The sequence below is a fragment of the Acinetobacter lwoffii genome, assembly GCF_015602705.1.
GTDB lineage: Bacteria > Pseudomonadota > Gammaproteobacteria > Pseudomonadales > Moraxellaceae > Acinetobacter > Acinetobacter lwoffii_E.
Map to the genome: position 1 here is coordinate 1,790,971 of NZ_CP059081.1, position 17,012 is coordinate 1,807,982.

Annotated in this window: 15 protein-coding genes; 2 read left to right on the forward strand and 13 right to left on the reverse strand. The window is 42.3% G+C overall.

Translation table 11 applies throughout. The annotated features are described in order from the left end of the window. Positions 1-18 precede the first annotated feature (18 nt). Positions 19-1,113, reverse strand: coding sequence for a fatty acid desaturase family protein (locus H0S56_RS08620; RefSeq protein WP_004646650.1), 1,095 nt, complete (start codon positions 1,111-1,113; stop codon positions 19-21). Positions 1,114-1,127: 14 nt separating this feature from the next. Next, entirely contained in the window at positions 1,128-2,192 is a 1,065-nt protein-coding gene (locus tag H0S56_RS08625; RefSeq protein ID WP_191113006.1) for a flavin reductase family protein, read from the reverse strand. Between the two features lie 152 nt (positions 2,193-2,344). On the opposite strand from H0S56_RS08625, the gene fabR reads away from it, so the two are divergent. Beyond that, entirely contained in the window at positions 2,345-3,025 is a 681-nt protein-coding gene (gene fabR / locus H0S56_RS08630; RefSeq protein WP_004729898.1) for an HTH-type transcriptional repressor FabR, read from the forward strand. Between the two features lie 61 nt (positions 3,026-3,086). On the opposite strand, the gene H0S56_RS08635 is transcribed toward fabR, so the two are convergent. The 11 genes from H0S56_RS08635 to H0S56_RS08685 form a co-directional block, all read right to left on the reverse strand. Next, on the reverse strand, positions 3,087-3,887 hold the full coding sequence (locus tag H0S56_RS08635) for an alpha/beta fold hydrolase (protein ID WP_195724858.1): 801 nt from the start codon (positions 3,885-3,887) through the stop codon (positions 3,087-3,089). A 136-nt stretch (positions 3,888-4,023) separates the two neighbouring features. Continuing rightward, the gene (locus tag H0S56_RS08640; protein WP_195724859.1) at positions 4,024-4,290 is read right to left on the reverse strand and encodes a PAAR domain-containing protein; all 267 of its coding nucleotides are present in this window, start codon (positions 4,288-4,290) and stop codon (positions 4,024-4,026) included. Between the two features lie 140 nt (positions 4,291-4,430). Then, positions 4,431-5,582 carry an IS4-like element ISAbe18 family transposase gene (locus H0S56_RS08645; RefSeq protein WP_195726034.1) on the reverse strand — a complete coding sequence of 384 codons (1,152 nt, stop codon included), beginning with the start codon at positions 5,580-5,582 and terminating at the stop codon, positions 4,431-4,433. Between the two features lie 130 nt (positions 5,583-5,712). After that, positions 5,713-8,550: an RNA polymerase-associated protein RapA gene (gene rapA / locus H0S56_RS08650; RefSeq protein ID WP_195724860.1), complete on the reverse strand. Its 2,838-nt coding sequence runs from the start codon at positions 8,548-8,550 to the stop codon at positions 5,713-5,715. Between the two features lie 143 nt (positions 8,551-8,693). Then, positions 8,694-9,338 (reverse strand): RluA family pseudouridine synthase, encoded by a 645-nt coding sequence (locus H0S56_RS08655; protein ID WP_195724861.1) that lies wholly within the window; start codon positions 9,336-9,338, stop codon positions 8,694-8,696. A gap of 133 nt (positions 9,339-9,471) precedes the next feature. Beyond that, positions 9,472-10,179: a phosphopantetheine-binding protein gene (locus H0S56_RS08660; RefSeq protein WP_195724862.1), complete on the reverse strand. Its 708-nt coding sequence runs from the start codon at positions 10,177-10,179 to the stop codon at positions 9,472-9,474. A gap of 393 nt (positions 10,180-10,572) precedes the next feature. After that, positions 10,573-11,247 carry a hypothetical protein gene (locus H0S56_RS08665; RefSeq protein ID WP_195724863.1) on the reverse strand — a complete coding sequence of 225 codons (675 nt, stop codon included), beginning with the start codon at positions 11,245-11,247 and terminating at the stop codon, positions 10,573-10,575. 290 nt (positions 11,248-11,537) lie between these two features. Beyond that, positions 11,538-11,954, reverse strand: coding sequence for a GlcG/HbpS family heme-binding protein (locus tag H0S56_RS08670; RefSeq protein WP_195724864.1), 417 nt, complete (start codon positions 11,952-11,954; stop codon positions 11,538-11,540). A gap of 127 nt (positions 11,955-12,081) precedes the next feature. After that, positions 12,082-13,383: a glutamate-1-semialdehyde 2,1-aminomutase gene (gene hemL, locus H0S56_RS08675; protein ID WP_195724865.1), complete on the reverse strand. Its 1,302-nt coding sequence runs from the start codon at positions 13,381-13,383 to the stop codon at positions 12,082-12,084. A gap of 38 nt (positions 13,384-13,421) precedes the next feature. Further along, on the reverse strand, positions 13,422-14,042 hold the full coding sequence (gene thiE / locus H0S56_RS08680; protein ID WP_005107266.1) for a thiamine phosphate synthase: 621 nt from the start codon (positions 14,040-14,042) through the stop codon (positions 13,422-13,424). A gap of 780 nt (positions 14,043-14,822) precedes the next feature. Then, positions 14,823-15,206, reverse strand: coding sequence for a DUF962 domain-containing protein (locus tag H0S56_RS08685; protein ID WP_005104473.1), 384 nt, complete (start codon positions 15,204-15,206; stop codon positions 14,823-14,825). 329 nt (positions 15,207-15,535) lie between these two features. On the opposite strand from H0S56_RS08685, the gene H0S56_RS08690 reads away from it, so the two are divergent. Continuing rightward, positions 15,536-16,993: a CYTH domain-containing protein gene (locus H0S56_RS08690; protein WP_195724866.1), complete on the forward strand. Its 1,458-nt coding sequence runs from the start codon at positions 15,536-15,538 to the stop codon at positions 16,991-16,993. Positions 16,994-17,012: the final 19 nt, after the last annotated feature.

Genomic DNA, 17,012 nt, shown 5'->3' on the forward strand with positions numbered 1-17,012 from the left:
TTTTAGCTTTAAGAAAAATTACTTCTTAAATGGAAATGCATATTTCACAATACGTTTAATCACGCTACCGTACTGCTTAACTAGACTAGCATTGTTGTAGTTCAAACCATATTTTTCACAAACCGCCTGAACTTTTGGCGCCATTTGACGATAGCGGCGTGCAGGTACATCAGGATACAGATGATGTTCAATCTGATGACTTAAATGACCCGTCAAGATATGAAATGCTTCAGAACCAGTCAGGTTGGATGAACCACGGATCTGACGCATATACCAGTGACCACGACTTTCATTTTGCAGCACCGATTTCGGGAATACTTCCACATCTTTGGTAAAGTGACCACAGAAAATAATACTAAAGGTCCAGATATTACGCAGACCATTGGCCACCATATTGCCAGTCAAAACCGGTAAAGCCGCAGGACCTGCGATGAGTGGAAAGAATACATAATCTTTAAACAGCTGTTTACCGATTTTGCTCTGCATTGGACGCCATTCTTCTTTGGTCTGCTCTTTGCTTTTGCGACCTTTGAAGTATTTACCCAATTCAAGATTCTGAATCGCAACGCCCCACTGGAACAATAAACAGAATGGCACTGCATAAATCGGTTGCAATAAATAACCCGGTTTCCAGCGCTGTTCCGGGAACAAGCGTAATAGACCATAACCGATATCATCATCCATACCCTTAATATTGGTATAAGTATGATGCTTGAAGTTATGGGTTTGACGCCAGTTGTCTGAAGTCCCTACGATATCCCATTCATAGGTCTGACCATTGAGTTTAGGATCATTCATCCAGTCATACTGACCATGCATGACATTATGACCCAGTTCCATATTTTCCATAATTTTGGCAAAGCCTAATAAGCCTGTACCCAATAACCATGCTGGCGGGAACCAGCCTGCAAACAATAAGGCGCGACCGGCAATCGACGAATAACGAATAGTTGAATAGACACGGCGGATATATTTGGCGTCTTTCTCACCTAGATCATCTAACACTTCTTGCTTAATCGCATCAAGTTCACGTGCAAGTTCATCAAGTTCAAACTGGGTTAATTCACGGTTTTTAGGATTTTTAAAATACTGTAATTTTACTGGCATATTCATAGGATAAAACTCGCTTATAAGTCGATGACAAGGTCAGTCTGCGCTGAGTTAATACAAATTTTGAGCAGGTTGCCGGGTTCGGTATTTTGCGCACCATTGACCAAATTCTTGGTCGAACCTTCTACTTTATTGCAGGCACATTTATTACAAATGCCCATACGGCAACCATGTGTCGGTTTAATATTTTGCTGTTCCAGGCTCACCAAAATGGACTGGCCTTTTGGAATGCTGACAATTTTTTTCGACTGGGTCAGGGTGACATTAATAAAGCCGGTATCCGATTGATCCGCCAAGCTCATGCTGAAGGCTTCACCTTTAAACTGTTTTGCCTGAGCAAAAAGCTGTTCTGCTTTGGATACAAAACCTGAAGGACCACAGCAATATACGATGCTATTTTCCAGATTTTGCAGATCGGTCAGATAGGTTTCATCCAGACGCGCAGCAGCTGGCTGTTCTTGAGTGGCATACACATGAAATGAGAAATTTGCATGTTTCTGAGCAAGTTCTTCAAACCGTGCTTTAAATGCGGCATCCTGATCTTTTTTAACCCAGTACCAGAGAGTAACCGGTGCAGATAGTTCACCTTTTTTGCTCAAGCTTTCCAGCATACTGAGCATTGGGGTAATACCACTCCCTGCTGCAAGCAAGATCAATGGACTCGTCTGCACAGGCAAGGTCATATCACCATAAGGCTGACCAAATTCGATCACATCACCTACTTGTGCCTGTTCTGCCAACCAGGTACTGACTTTACCGGCATTGACTTTTTTCACGGTCAATAAAACATGTTGCGCATCTACACGGGTCAAACTATAGCTACGTTCATAACGGATGCCGTTTACCACCACATAGACCGGATGATGCTGCCCTGCTTCACCAAACTTAAATAAGCGATTCACTTGAATTTTCAGACTCAGCATATCCTGTGCTGCATTTTCTATATGCACGATCTTGCCTAATGGCTGATTCAACGACCATACAGGATTGAGTTTCTGAATCCAGAAATTAATTGCATGCTGATCAACTACACTATCAGACAGTGCATTCAATGGCATTTTAAGTTTTTGCAGTACATGCATCGTTTGTGACATCACCTTGGGTTTTTAATTATTATACACATGTATATATATTTGTATATACAACCGTATTGTTTCTAATCATTTCACAAGCTTGACTGGCTCGGTTATAATAAAATGATTCATGCATGAACCTATCGATGAACGAGCCTTCAATGAAAATAAGCAGTGACGCATCTTTATTACAATCGAAAAGCATTGATGAGCCGATTATCGTACGGAGTGTCGGTCGCAAGGCCACCATTACCAAGGAAGAACTGTTTCAGGCTGCGTTGAATCTGATTGGGCCACAAAAAAGTATTTCCTCTTTAAGTCTACGTGAAGTCGCGCGTGAAGCCGGTATTGCACCGAACAGCTTCTATCGTCATTTTAAAGATATTGATGAACTGGCCATTGAGCTGATTGATCGTGCCGGAATTGTATTGCGTCAGATTTTGCATGAAGCACGTCTGCAAGCTTCTCGCCAGAACAGCATCATCCGCAGTTCTGTAGAAGTTTTTATTGCCCAGCTGGATGCCGATGAAGGTAATCTGAGCCTATTATTACGTGAAGGTTATACCGGTTCCAAATCTTATAAACAGGCGGTAGAACGTCAGTTGAATTATTTTCAGCAGGAACTTCAGGATGATTTGATTCGTCTGGAACGCTTAAACAATAAGAAGTTATTTCATCCCGATATTGCAGCCAAAGCGATTACCCAACTGGTCTTCAACATGGGTGCTAATGTGATTGATATGCCTGCCGAAGACCGCAAAGAAATTGCCGAACAGACCATGATCATGATCCGGATGATCCTTGAAGGTGCACGTCATCTGGAAGATTCTCAGCTGCGCTAATTTTCCGATTTGCATGAACTAGTATAAAAAGAGACGTAATCAAAGTCTCTTTTTATGATGATTACAAAAGTGCGAGTTGAGCTTTGACTGCCTTTGCAGTGGCTTCCGGATACTCAAGCGGGAACATATGCCCGCCCTCGACCACAGAATAATTAATCCGATAAATCTTGTGCATCCCTTGTGGCAAACCCTGCTGATAAAACTGGCTTTGCTCTGCAGTCATCAGATGCATCGGCACTTCAGGCGGTCGGCGTGGTGTTCTCCACCACCAGGCTGGCACAGTCCGGAAGATTTCCGCTTCTATCTGTTTTGGAATAGTTAACGTCACCCCACCACGTTCAGGTTCTGGCTGAATGCTGCTCTCGATATAATCAGCAAAACACTGCTCATCGAAATTTTTAAATAAGCGGTTAAACCGGAGTGCTTCAATTGCGACCTGTTTCGATGGCCAATAATCTTTGCGTTTTAGCGTAATTCCTGCGGGTGTATAACGATCGACACTTTTTAGATTCAGCTTTTTGATCAGTTCAAACATGGCACTGTTTTTTCCAATCACAAATGGTGGATCCATAATGATCAGCTTGGAAAACAGTTCGGGACGTCGATACGCCGCCATCAGGGTCACCAGACCGCCGAAGGAATGCCCTAAACCAATCACCTGTTGATGAGGAAATTGCTGCTCGATATCTGCAATAACTTCATCGACCAGATAGCGCCAGTCTCGCGTAATTGGATATTGCGGATTCATGCCGATAAATGGAATCGCTTTGACCTCATAGTCTTGCTGAAAACAGTCCAGAAACTTCTGATAAGTTGCCGAAGGGATACCATTGGCATGGGTAAAATGTAGGGCTTGCTTCATTATTTTTTAAACGCAGTGCGTATTCATCCTGAAATCATCAAATGAGCTTACTGATCTATTCTTTCATTCGGCAGTGCAAAAATGCTCAAAGCATGACCTCAAAGTCATTTCTCTGTACTTCTTCAGAATTTAAGGTTTATTTCTGCGATAAAGTTAAATGTTGCATCGGTAGAAAAGTCGCGCCGCAACTGGCCTTATCCCCCGCGATGACCACTGCCCGTCCTTTGACAGTAATAGACAAATTGCTGGAAATTGCGGTAACCATGGTCTGGCATTTGGGACAATAATGCTTCATGCCATTTAAATGTACGGCAATACCATTGATCAAAAAAGAGGGTTCACATTTAGTCACCATGCCGCCATGACTGGTCTTTGTGCCAAGGGTAATCAATGCTTTTGACATGCTTTGTCATTCTTATTATTCAGTAAGCTGATTTTAAACAGGAGAAAAATGACAGACCAGCATTCTCCGACAAAAAATAATAAACCCGGATTTTTCCCATAAAAAAAGCAGCCCGAAAGCCATTGCTGTCCCACAATTTTTCACAAGAGGAAGCTCATTTGAGCTTCCTCTTGTTTTATGGGTATTTTATCGGGTGAAAATAAAGCTTTTAAAGTTCTTCTTTCAAACAAATTCACTTGAATTATTCTGAGTAAACGTTGAACTGTCCAACCTGTTTTCCCTAAATGTTGAGCGAAACTCACCAATAAATAGGCGATCATCGCAATCCAGATTTGTGTCTGAATTGCGTTCCTGCTGCGGCCTAGAAACGCTTTTAATTTGAGATTCTGCTTAATCGCCTTAAAGAACAGCTCAACTTTCCAACGATCTTTATAAATCGCCGCAATGGTGGAGGCGGCTAAATGAAAGTTATTGCTGAGAAAGCTAAAGTGCTTGCCACTTTGCTGATCTCTATATTCAATTCTTCTTAACACTGGGGCTTTTCTTTTTAGGGCATGTGCGCTATTCAGCTGAATGGTTTCATCTTTTAGAATACCTTTGGATTCAAGCACTGGATGTTGCCGGATCACCTGATACACAGATTTAGGCCTAAAACGTGTGACAAATCCAATGTTTTGAGCAGTCAGATTTGCATACCATTGGTAATCGACATAGCCTTTATCAAAAACTACAATGCTGCCAGCAGGAAACTGGAATTTGCGGCCTTGTACCATGTCATTTTCTTTGCCATTTTCAACTGCAACAAACTCAGGAATATCATTGCTGTGATTCAATCCTATGCTGAGTTTCATGCTGGCTTTTGAGTCATGAACTTTGGCCCATTCACATAAGGAAAGCGACAGGTCAATATGACTGGCATCCAAGGAATACAAGGGATTCTTAAAGCGAAATTTATGAGCTACTTTCGAGTGTTCATAGTATTTAAGCAACTTGTAAAATAGCTGTTGATACAAGGCAGCAGGCTGCTGCTCATTGATTCGTGCCAGCGTGCTTCGGGGAATAGACTTTGCTCCGAGATGACTTAGCTTTTCCTGTTGGCACTCCAAATTGGATTGAATATCTCTCAGACTTTGCCTACAAGAGAATTGAGACATCAATATGGCAATAAACTGATCCCACCGGGAAGCCGCTCTAAATTTCTGTCCAACATGGTGTACTTTAGCAAGTTGTTCAAAATCCTGTCGCACAACAGGTTTAATTAGCTCATGAAATACGGTATTCTGATGTGACAAAACCTGAATCCTGGTCGTTAAAGTGTTTGTTTGCACTCATATTTTAACTGTTAGGACTCAGGTTTTTTTATTTAAAGCAAACTATGGGACAGCAGTGGCCCGAAAGCTGCATTTTTTAATTGTGTAAAACTTAAGGCTTGACCACGACCATTACCTGAATCGCTTCCGGTGTTACAGATAGACCATCCAGCAGGCTTAAACCTTCTTTTTGCAACTTCTGTAAACGTGCAATTTCATCTTCACGGATACTTGGGTTGAACTGTTTCAGATAGGTCAGGCGATCAATTTCATATTGCCATTTATTGCCATACACTTCTTTGGCTTGCTGCTTGAAGCCCGGCAAAGCACTACGTGCCAGTTCAAGGGCCTGCTGATAACGTGCTTCAATTACATCACGACGTGCTTTCACCACCTGACGACAGCTATTGCCATCCAAATGATGTAGATAAGGCTTCAGGATTTCTGGTGCAATCTTCTGGGAGAGATCCTGACCTTTTTCACTGAGCAAGACACGGATTAACTGTTGCGGCAGGCTAGATGGCAAGTTCAATGCTTTCGGTGCAACCACATCTACCTTGAACCAGACTTCTAGCAATACCGAACCTTGTGGCAACGCCGCAGATTTTAGTACCGCAACGTTGGTGCTACCAAAGCCTTGGGTATTGATCATTTCCATCACACTTTCAGTGAATGGATGTTCAAGTGTCAGGTATTGGGCATCTTCACGGATTTGCGCCTGATCACGATAGAAAGTCGCTGTAATCCCCTCTTCATCTAGCGTCAAACCTTGAACCTGCATTTGATCGGTTGGCTTGATAATCACTGTCCCGTTACTTTGCTCATCAAAGTCGATATTCGTGGACGCCATAAAGCGCTTCATGAAAATCGGCAAAGTGGTATTGTCATCATAGTCTTCAAGCGCGTTGACAATTTCCTGTGCTACCACCGGACGGCAAGAGTTGTACTCAAGCAAACGGTCACGACCTTCCTGCAATTCAGCTTCCAGCGCTTCACGTTGCACGCTGACTTCTTCCAGCAGGTCTTCAAATTCTTGACCTTTGTCTGCCAATAGACAGTCTTTCAAGCGAACAATAAAGTTTTCTTGCAAGGTCTGTGCGGTTGGAGAAATATTGCTGAAAATATTCAAAGCTTCATTATACCAGCGGAACATACGTTCTTGTGCAGTTCCTAGCAGATAAGGCACATGAATCTGAATGCGGTTTTCCTGACCGATACGATCCAGACGACCAATACGTTGTTCCAGCACATCCGGGTTCGCAGGAAGATCGAATAAAATCAGATCAGAGGCAAACTGGAAGTTACGCCCTTCCGAACCAATTTCCGAGCAGAGCAAAATCTGCGCGCCATACGAATCTTCAGCAAAATACGCCGCAGCTTGGTCACGCTCAAGTAAGCTCATGCCTTCATGGAACATCGCAGTACGGATACCGGCATGTAGACGCAGTACATTTTCCAGTGCTTCAACCACTGGCCCACTACGTGCGATCAGCAAGACTTTCTTATGTTTGAGATCGGTACGTAAACGCTCCATCAGCCACATCACGCGCGGATCAGTTTCCATCCATGCACCATCGAGCTGCGCCTCTTCAGGCCACATCTGTTCACGTAATTTTCCATCTTTCGACCAGTTTTCTGGTGCTGGCAATGGTGCCGGCTGACAGTCACGACCCGGGAAACCTTGAATGGCTTCACGTGTGTTACGGAACAGGATACGACCCGTACCATGACGGTCCAAAAGTTCGTGAATGGCACGGAAACGCTGTTCAGGATGATCTTCAATCGCATGACCCAACAAGGCCTCAATCGCGGTCAAGTGGTCTGCTTCAAGAGGCAGGTCTGACATTAACACTTCTGCAATTTTAGCGGTATGCTGATATTGTGCTTCTTCATCGAGGAAACGATCCAGCGAGTTAAAACGCTGCGGATCGAGCAAACGCAGGCGTGCAAAATGACTTTCTACACCGAGCTGTTCCGGTGTTGCGGTCAATAACAATACGCCCGGCGTATGTTCAGCCAGTTCTTCAACCAGATCATAACGGTCATTACCGCCATCTTCTTCGCTCCACATCAAATGGTGCGCTTCATCAACCACCAGCAAGTCGAAACCTGCTTCAAGTGCCTGTTCACGAAGATCTTCATGGTCGACCATCAAATCGACAGAGGCAATAATTTTTTGTTCGGTCAGGAATGGGTTCTGTTCAGGGTCATGTTCTTTGATCGACGCAGTACGGGTCAAGTCAAATAGCGAGAACTCAAGATTGAAACGACGGCGCATCTCGATCATCCACTGATATTGCAGTGAATCTGGTACTAAAATCAGAATACGTTCAGAACGGCCAGTTTTCAGCTGTTGATGGATGATCAGACCCGCTTCGATGGTTTTGCCCAGACCAACTTCATCGGCCAGTAATACACGCGGTGCAAAACGCTGACCGACTTCATGTGCAATATACAATTGATGCGGAATCAGGCCGACACGTGAACCTACCAAACCACGCAGTGGACTGCTTTGCATATTGGCCTGCATCAGCAGCGCTTCAATACGCAGGTCATACCATTCTTTATAATCAACCTGACTGGCCAATAAACGGTCTAGAGGCTTAGACAGCTGGATGGTCGCACCAATACGGGTTTCATTCAGCGATTTACGTTCTTCAGTTCCATCTTCTAAGGTACGAACGACATGATAACGCACCACGCCATTGCGGTCTTCAACGGATTCTACAATCCACTTGGTCCCTTCCTGATCCTGTAATTCATCTTTCACATTAAATACGATACGAGATAAGGGTGCATTGCTGCGTGCATAGACGCGGGTTTCATCGCTTTTCGGGAATAAAATGCTGACCGACCGCTCATCAACATCAATAAGAACGCCTAAACCGAGTTCTGTTTCAGTATCTGATAACCAACGTTGACCAATAGCAAATTGCTGCAATTTTTCCACCTTTATCTTAAGTACAAGATTATGAATATTAGGCTCAATCACGAAACGTCATTGGAGCAAAATTCCACACCTTCAAGCAATGTATTTTGACATAAAGCCCACTAAAAAGTGAGCATAATTCACGCCGATTAAAGAAGTATTTCCTAGAACGGCGCCGGACAATAAAATTCGACCAACTGCTCTGTTTGAGGATGATAAAAACTCAAATGTTCCGCGTGTAAACATAGACGTGAGCTGAGCTGTTGCTGTTCGGGTGTCGCATATAAGGTATCGCCAATAATCGGATGTCCGAGATATTGCATATGCACCCGTAGCTGATGAGAACGGCCGGTAATTGGGATCAGTTTCACCCGGGTCACAGGCTGTCCCTGAATATTAAAATGCTCAATCGCCTGCCAATGCGTGATGGCTGGCTTATTATGTGCGGGATCTGCGATATGTAAGGGCGGACGGCTTGGATCATATACCACCGGCACTTCAATAGTGCCTTCACCTTCTAGTTTACCGGCAACCACAGCCTGATAGGTTTTATCGGTCTGGCGTTCCTGAAACTGGCGGGAAATGGTTTTTTGTCCCCATTTAGTCAGACCAAAGGCCAAAATGCCGGATGTATCGCGATCCAGTCGATGAATCAGTAAAGTTTTGGGTTCTAGTTTGACCAGACGGTTGATCAGGCAATCTTGTAAGTCTTCTGTTTTACCGGGAACTGTGAGTAAACCTGCAGGTTTTTGGATGACCATGAAATCGTCATCACGATGTATCAGATGTTCGGTTAGAAAATTACTCAAAGTTCAATCCCAGGCTGATCGCGAAAAACAAGGCGGCAATGATAGAAAGCTTAGCCAATAATTACAATGCGCATTTATGTAAATGACGATGAAATTTCCGATTTAGCGCATAAAATTGCTCAATCGCAGCGCATCAACCTGAGGATTTTAAAATGAAGCTTGCCAATTCGTGCAAAGACGGATGTTTTAGCACATCTTCATAACGGATATTGGCACCATGTGCACGCCATATACCGACTAGACTCACCACCGCTACCGAATCCAGACCATAATTTTTTAAGTCGACATAGGGATCAATTTCCAAAGCATCCATATCCAGCTGTTCTGCGACAGCCAACATAATGCCTTTGGCCGACAATACATATTCGGAAGATGCGCTTAAATCCCATAAGCGGGTCAGGCTATAGGTATTTAAGTGATGTATCCCCTGTGCTGAAATATTTTCGATCCATTGAATATGCTGATCTTGATTTGCCAATAAAATCGCATCATCGACCACACCAATTTGATCCGTCACACTCATCAGATGCGGCAGAATCTGTTTCAGCATCGGTGTAACCTGCCCGGCAAAAATCAGCTGCGGATGCGTTGAGGCATATTCTCCCAATTGCTGCATGCCTTGCATCAAATCATCACCGTACAAATCAACAATCGGAATATCCAGCGCTTTGGCTTTATTGGTTAGTTGAATCAAATTCACCATGAGTCCACTCTCTTGTATGCCCTGTTGCATACGCAAGTTTTGTAATCCGACTAAAACCAAAACAGATTCATTTGATGCAAGCTGCCATTTGGCTTGGGATGGAGCAAGTTGGATTTTTTTGGGCATAGAGTACAGCATGGGAGGCTCTTATAAATACAAAATAGCATGATGATTCATGCTATTTTAGTTTAGCATTATTTGAAAAACACTTTGATTTCACAGATGATTATTGCTCTAATTTCGCATAATCGCCATTATATTAAATATGCCTAGAGTTGATTAACGCGACTATCCTAAAAATAGGGTGATTTAGCCAAATAAGGACTAAATGCTAAAACTAACATAAGCAAAAGAGGAGTATCTGAGGCACTAAAAATCACTCTGCCCAATGAGTCCACTCAAAAATTTTCTTCGGGTCATCAATTTCATAAATTCGCCACTTCTTATCTAAAAAACCTAATGGAAAAACCTCATTCGATATATCGTTTTGAATAAAGTGGTTAAGAATATAAATGCTTGAATTAAGAATATCTAATACGTTATTTGATAACATTTTTTTGTATTTTCAATGCTATTTTTCTTTTTTGAATGAATAATTTCATTTCTAAGGGTTTCTAATTCTTTAAACATTGACCAATACTTGATTTGCTTAGGTGATTCACAGTTCAAAATATTTGGAATAATTTCAGTGAGTTTTTCTGAAGTTGGTATCCATTTTTCAATTTGAGAAATTTCATAGACTTCTTGAATACCTTTTGAGTTTGTTTTTTTATAAACGAAGTCATTAGGGATTGTGGCGTTGCAAAATGCTTCAACTGCTTTATAAGAAAAAACAGATGCTATTTGTATTTGTTCAATATAGTCATAAAATAACGAGACATTTTCACTATAAAAATCTTTATTCTTTTCCATATCTTTTTTAAGTTTTTCTAGTAGATTTTCAGCTTCATCTCTAGCTTTAGTAAATATATTCAATGATAGTCCGATCTCATTAGGAAGCGATAAATTGATCTCTTTATTATCAATTTTTAAATCTAACATTCTCTGTAAAAAAACCAATTGATCGTTTTTTTTAACATTATAAATTAAGGGTTTTGAGCACCTAATATCTGGAATTTTGTAAGAGCCGAAACCTGTCTCAGATTTAGAGTAGCTGTTCACAACATGAACACATACCATTTGTAAATTTACTAAAGCTACGTTCATAAAAATTCCTTCAAAATCATTTTTTTATAGTTATAGATAAGAATTGAGCGAGTGTCTACGAGCGATGACTGCTTCTGTCGCATTTGAAAATTAAGTTTTCCTAAAATTAATATAATACATGTTATATGAAATCCTCTGTAAATTTCATTTTAAAACAAACTCTTATATTGGTGTAAAAAGCCCAATCATTAGCGATTGGGCTTTTTAGCTGACATTTCACATTCCACGCTTCATTTTGGAACATCTTTGGATGATTTTATTAAATTGAGCTGATCAATTTCTATTTTAGATTAGCTTTGCTGCGCCAAAAACTTCTCAATCGCTACCTGTGCAATCTCCGCATCTTCAAACGACTTTACACCTGACACGCCCATTGCACCTACCAACTGCCCTTGATACATAATCGGTTCACCACCTTCCAGCATTCCTGAGAAACTTTCCATGGTCAAAAAACCCATCTGTCCGCCTTTGATAATATCTTCAAATAACTTCGATGGACGGCGACTCATAGCGGAACATTTGGCTTTTTCAATAGCCAGATTTGCAGTCATTGGTGCTGCGCCATCCATACGCTTCATCGCCAGTAAATTTCCGGTTTCATCCACTACAGCAATACTGACATTAAAACTGTTCTGAATCGCATATTGATGAGCTTCATTTAATAAAAATTCCGCATCACTTAAAGTCAAATAATGTTTGGTTTTCATTGATCTATCTAATCCTTTAATTTATCAATTTCAAATCTTATGATGTCTAATCCAAAGAATGAAATAAGCCCGATCACTCGGGCTTATATTCCCTCTCCTTTTAGGAGAGGGTCAGGGAGAGGTCGAATTATCCTTTCATCTCAGCAAAAGTTTCTTTAGCCGCTTGAATCGTGTAAGCAATATCTTCATCACTATGCGCAGCAGAAATAAATCCTGCTTCAAAAGCAGATGGTGCAAGGTTTACGCCACGATTTAACATGCCATGGAAGAATTTACGGAACGCATCGACATCGCATTTCAGCATAGAGTCGAAGCTAGTAATATCTTCCTGATCGGTAAAGTAAAGACCAAACATACCGCCCACTTGTTGGGTCTTGAATGGAATGCCTGCTTCATCAGCAGCAGTTTGTAAACCGGCGAGCAATTTTTCGAGTTGTGCGGTTAATTTTTCATAAAAACCTTCGGTACGTAAATGCTTGAACATCTCGATACCGGCACGCATTGCCAGTGGATTACCCGACAATGTACCTGCTTGGTATACCTTACCCAGTGGTGCAATACATTCCATCACTTCACGCTTACCACCAAAAGCGCCCACTGGCAGACCTGCACCAATGATTTTACCTAAAGTGGTTAAATCCGGAGTAACGCCATAATGTGCTTGCGCACCACCCAAACCGACACGGAAACCGGTCATTACTTCATCAATGATAAACACTGAACCATGTTCATCACAGACATCACGGATCGCTTGCAGGAAACCGTCAATTGGTTTCACCAAGTTCATGTTGCCTGCGACTGGCTCAACAATCACGCCGGCAATTTCCGAACCAAATTTGGCAAAGCATTCTTTTAAAGTCGCGATGTCGTTATATGGAAGTGTCAGCGTATGTTTTGCAAAATCCGCTGGCACGCCTGCCGACGTCGCTTCCCCTTCACCACTGGTCAATAAACCTGAACCGGCTTTTACCAATAATGAATCCGAATGACCGTGATAACAGCCTTCAAATTTTACAATCTTGTCACGGCCAGTATAACCACGCGCTAAACGAATCGCGGTCATGGTCGCTTCTGTACCTGAGTTGGTCATACGAACCAGCTCAATCGATGGCATGATCTCGCAGATAATGTCTGCCAGTGTGGTTTCATGAACTGTGGGCGCACCAAAGCTCAAACCGTCTACTGCGGCATCCTGAACCGCTTTAATAATCGCTGGATGCGCATGACCCAAAATCATCGGCCCCCATGAACCTACATAGTCCACATAACGTTTGCCATCGACATCATACAGATACGCACCTTGGGCTTTTTCGATAAAGACCGGCGTCCCACCGACACTATTAAATGCGCGTACAGGTGAATTGACGCCACCCGGGATATGTTTATTGGCTTGTTTGAACAATTGTTCTTGCTTTGGAGATAAGCTCATGAAGGCACTCGACTCAAAATTAAATCAATCAAAAAATTTTATGCTGTAGCTTGAAAAAGCGCAGACCATTCATCTAAACGTTCAGGAATGGCATTCATAGGAAGTCCCAATATATCACTAATCACCGCGCAATAATCCGCACCTGACTCAATGACATCCTTTGAATTTTCAACCGTTAAACCACCAATGGCACAGAGAGGCACGTTCAATTTTTCTTTGGCCAGTTTTAAGGTTTCAAGACCAATATTACCCGCTTCAGGTTTACTATCAGTCGCATAAATTGCTCCAAATGCCACATAATTCGCACCATCGGCAATGGCCTGTTTAGCCAGCTCAAGTGAGTTATTACAGCTACGGCCAATCAACACGCCTTTAGGCAAACGCGCAACAGCGTCGACAATCGAACCATCATCCTGGCCTAAATGCACACCCACGCCGTATTTAACCGCCATTTCCAGATCATCGTTAATCACGAAAGGTACGCCATATTCAGCACACATGGCTTTCATGTACTCGATTTCGTAAATTTGATCTTCTTTCGCCACTTTTTTACGGCGATATTGCAAGACCGCAACACCACCATTGGCCATTGCACCTTCCAACTTCGCCAATAAAAGCTCTAATGGATCATCATTGGTAATTAAATATAAACCGCGCATCTTGCTCGCCACTTGCTAGGATGGCTCTATTATAGGCATAACTCGGTTTAATTGCCGCCATCTTGCTGTTTCTGAGACCAGGTAGCAACAGATTTGCAGTTTTTTAGCACAATTTATCAATTAAATCGTAAATATCACCATTTTCAGGGATATACGGACTTTCAAATCTGCGTTTTAATGGCCTTATAACAATAATTATAACGTGTTAATGCTTACGCCCTCCGACAAACGCTTTTAGGATTTTGCAGATAACTTGGTGGAGAAGTTGCAAAATTCTAAGAGCGATTTTTTTGTCTTTTTTTCGCCTGGCTCAAGCGTACTCAAATTAATTAATATTAAAAATACCCATTTTCAGGGATAGCCCAATCGGCACGAAGCGTCTTAAATAGCCTTAGACACAGAAAATAAACAGAAAAATAAATACCTGTGTTTGTAATACCCGATCCTTTCTGGTTTTGAGTCATTCGTTTGTGGGGAAACGTTTCAAAGCCAGAAAGGATCTTTTACTTTCAGCACAAATCCACATGAATTCTTCTATGAATATTTACACAATAGCATGAGCAAAATCTTGAACATTTATTGGTAGCAAACAGGCATAAAAAAAGCCCGGAGAAGGTCGCTCCAGGCTTGGAAAACTGATGTATTAATTAAAATATAATGGTTGATCAAAAAACCTAATCTGCAATACCATAATTATTAGAATAATAATTCTAGACTTGCAAGGCTTTTATCGAAATTTCATGCTTTAAGTGGGCACATTCCGATAAAAGTCATTCTGGCTTAACTGGAAATTTTATCGTATTTAAGGTCGATCAGACTGATATTACCACGCAGGACATCGGCAAACATGCGCCAGTCCGAGATAAAGCTATATACAGGCTGTTTGAAGCTGGCTGGTTTATTGCGCTCAAAGATAAAATGACCGACCCAAGCACAGGCATAACCCGAGAGTAAACCATATGCAAAATATCGCGGCTTGCCTTGACGAATGGCTTTGGCAAAACAGTATAAACCGATGCTACTGCCGGCCACGTGCAGACGGCGGCTAATAATATGCCGATGCTCAGTCAAATAGAAGCGATAAAATTCATGATAGTTCTTAATCGGCATCTGGGGCTGAACCATCACCTCATTCTTACTTTCTGGTTGTACTTGTACATTCATCTGTCATCATCCTGACGTTTTTTGTTTTACCTTAGCGTATATTTTAGCCAAATAACAGCCTTTTGATGCGCGCTTCAATGCATCTTGAACCTCTCTGTGAACGCCTGAATCCGATCGTTTTAGCCTAAAATGAACCGATGAAATCTAAGTTTCAAACTTCTGTTTAAGCTTTTTATGCTCAGTCAAGTCTTACATGCATTTTGATTTTGGTTACAATCTGCTGCGCACAAATCTAAAAATATAATTGCGGCTGCTGTCCGCCTCATTTTAAAACCTTATTCAAGTGAAGATTCAGTACTTAATTGCACTGAACAGATAGGATGATCATCATGGTTGAAGTTGAACTCAAGTTCCAAATTCCTGTGGCACGACGCACTGCGCTGCTCAAGGCACTTGATCCGAAAAAGTCTCAACAGATCCAGCTTCAAGCCAAATATTATGATACTACCGACCGTCAACTGGCCCGGCATGAGGTGGCACTGCGTCAGCGTCTGGAAGGTACACGTTGGGTGCAAACACTAAAAGCGGCCGGAAAAAGCCATATCGAACGCTTTGAACATAATCATGATCTAGGGAAATTAACCGCATCTCCTGAACTGGATTTAGATATTTATAAAAAATTTCCAGAAGCCGGGGCAATTCTCAGCAATGCGCTCGGCAATCAGTTCGACCAGCTCCAACTCCAGTTTGAAACCGATATTTCCCGTACGTTAAGGGTGATTGACTATGAAGATACCCAGATCGAAGTCAGCCTGGATATTGGGCATATCCGCACACATGATGCCGAGCAAGAAGTACATGAAGTCGAGTTCGAGCTTAAAAATGGTTCAATTCAACATCTACTGGCGTTTAGTTTTGAATGGGTCAAGAAATACCAGCTCTGGCTCGATGTACGCAGCAAGGCTGAAATAGGCAATCTATTGGCCACTTCACAGCGCGTCAGTCCTGCGACCCTTAGCAAAGAATTTCAGATCAGCAAAAAAGACAGCGCCAGTAAAACCATGTACAGTCTGATTGCACAGCAGATGCAGCATTTATTGCCGAATATCGCGGCGATTGCAGCTCAGGTTGCAGAGCAGGAACATATTGATCAGGCACGACTGGCACTGGATCAGCTGTATCTGACCTTGCTGCTCTTCAAAGACTGGCATCCACAGCTTTCGGACAAGTGGGCTCACCAGCTGGCGGCTTTTAAGCAGCAATTTGAACATCTGCAACATTTGCAGCATATGCAAAACAGCCTGGCCGGCTTTCTGCAAAATCCAACCACGGCAGAAAATCTGAGCAAAGATATTCTGTATGCGCAGGAGAAACTCGGTAATCTGGTCAAATCTACACAGAATGTGCATCATTATCTGGAATTGCTGATGTTCAGTTTAAATGAAAATGAGCATGCCTCGCTGGACTTGAAAACTGCTGCTCAAACTACCTTGCAACAGCAATATAAAGCTTTGCAGGAACAAATGAACCAGACGGATATCACTGATTTTGAAAGTCTGGATCAATTGTCGGGCCGGATTCAGGAGCTCAAATTCAGCTTTCCGATTTTAACCACGATCTATGATGTCAAAAATTTGCAGAAATACAGCAAAGCGCTGAACGATGCTCAACTGGCAGCCAGTGAATATCAAACTTTGGCCTCTTCTGCAGTTTATATTCAGCAGACCGAGCTGGAAGCAAGTGACTGGTTTGTGCTGGGCTGGCTGACCGCCAAGCAGGAAGTCTATGCGCAGAAACTGCTTGAAGCGACCGAACAGTTCTTGGTCAGTCGTAAATTCCTGAAATAAAAATATTGAAATAAATATC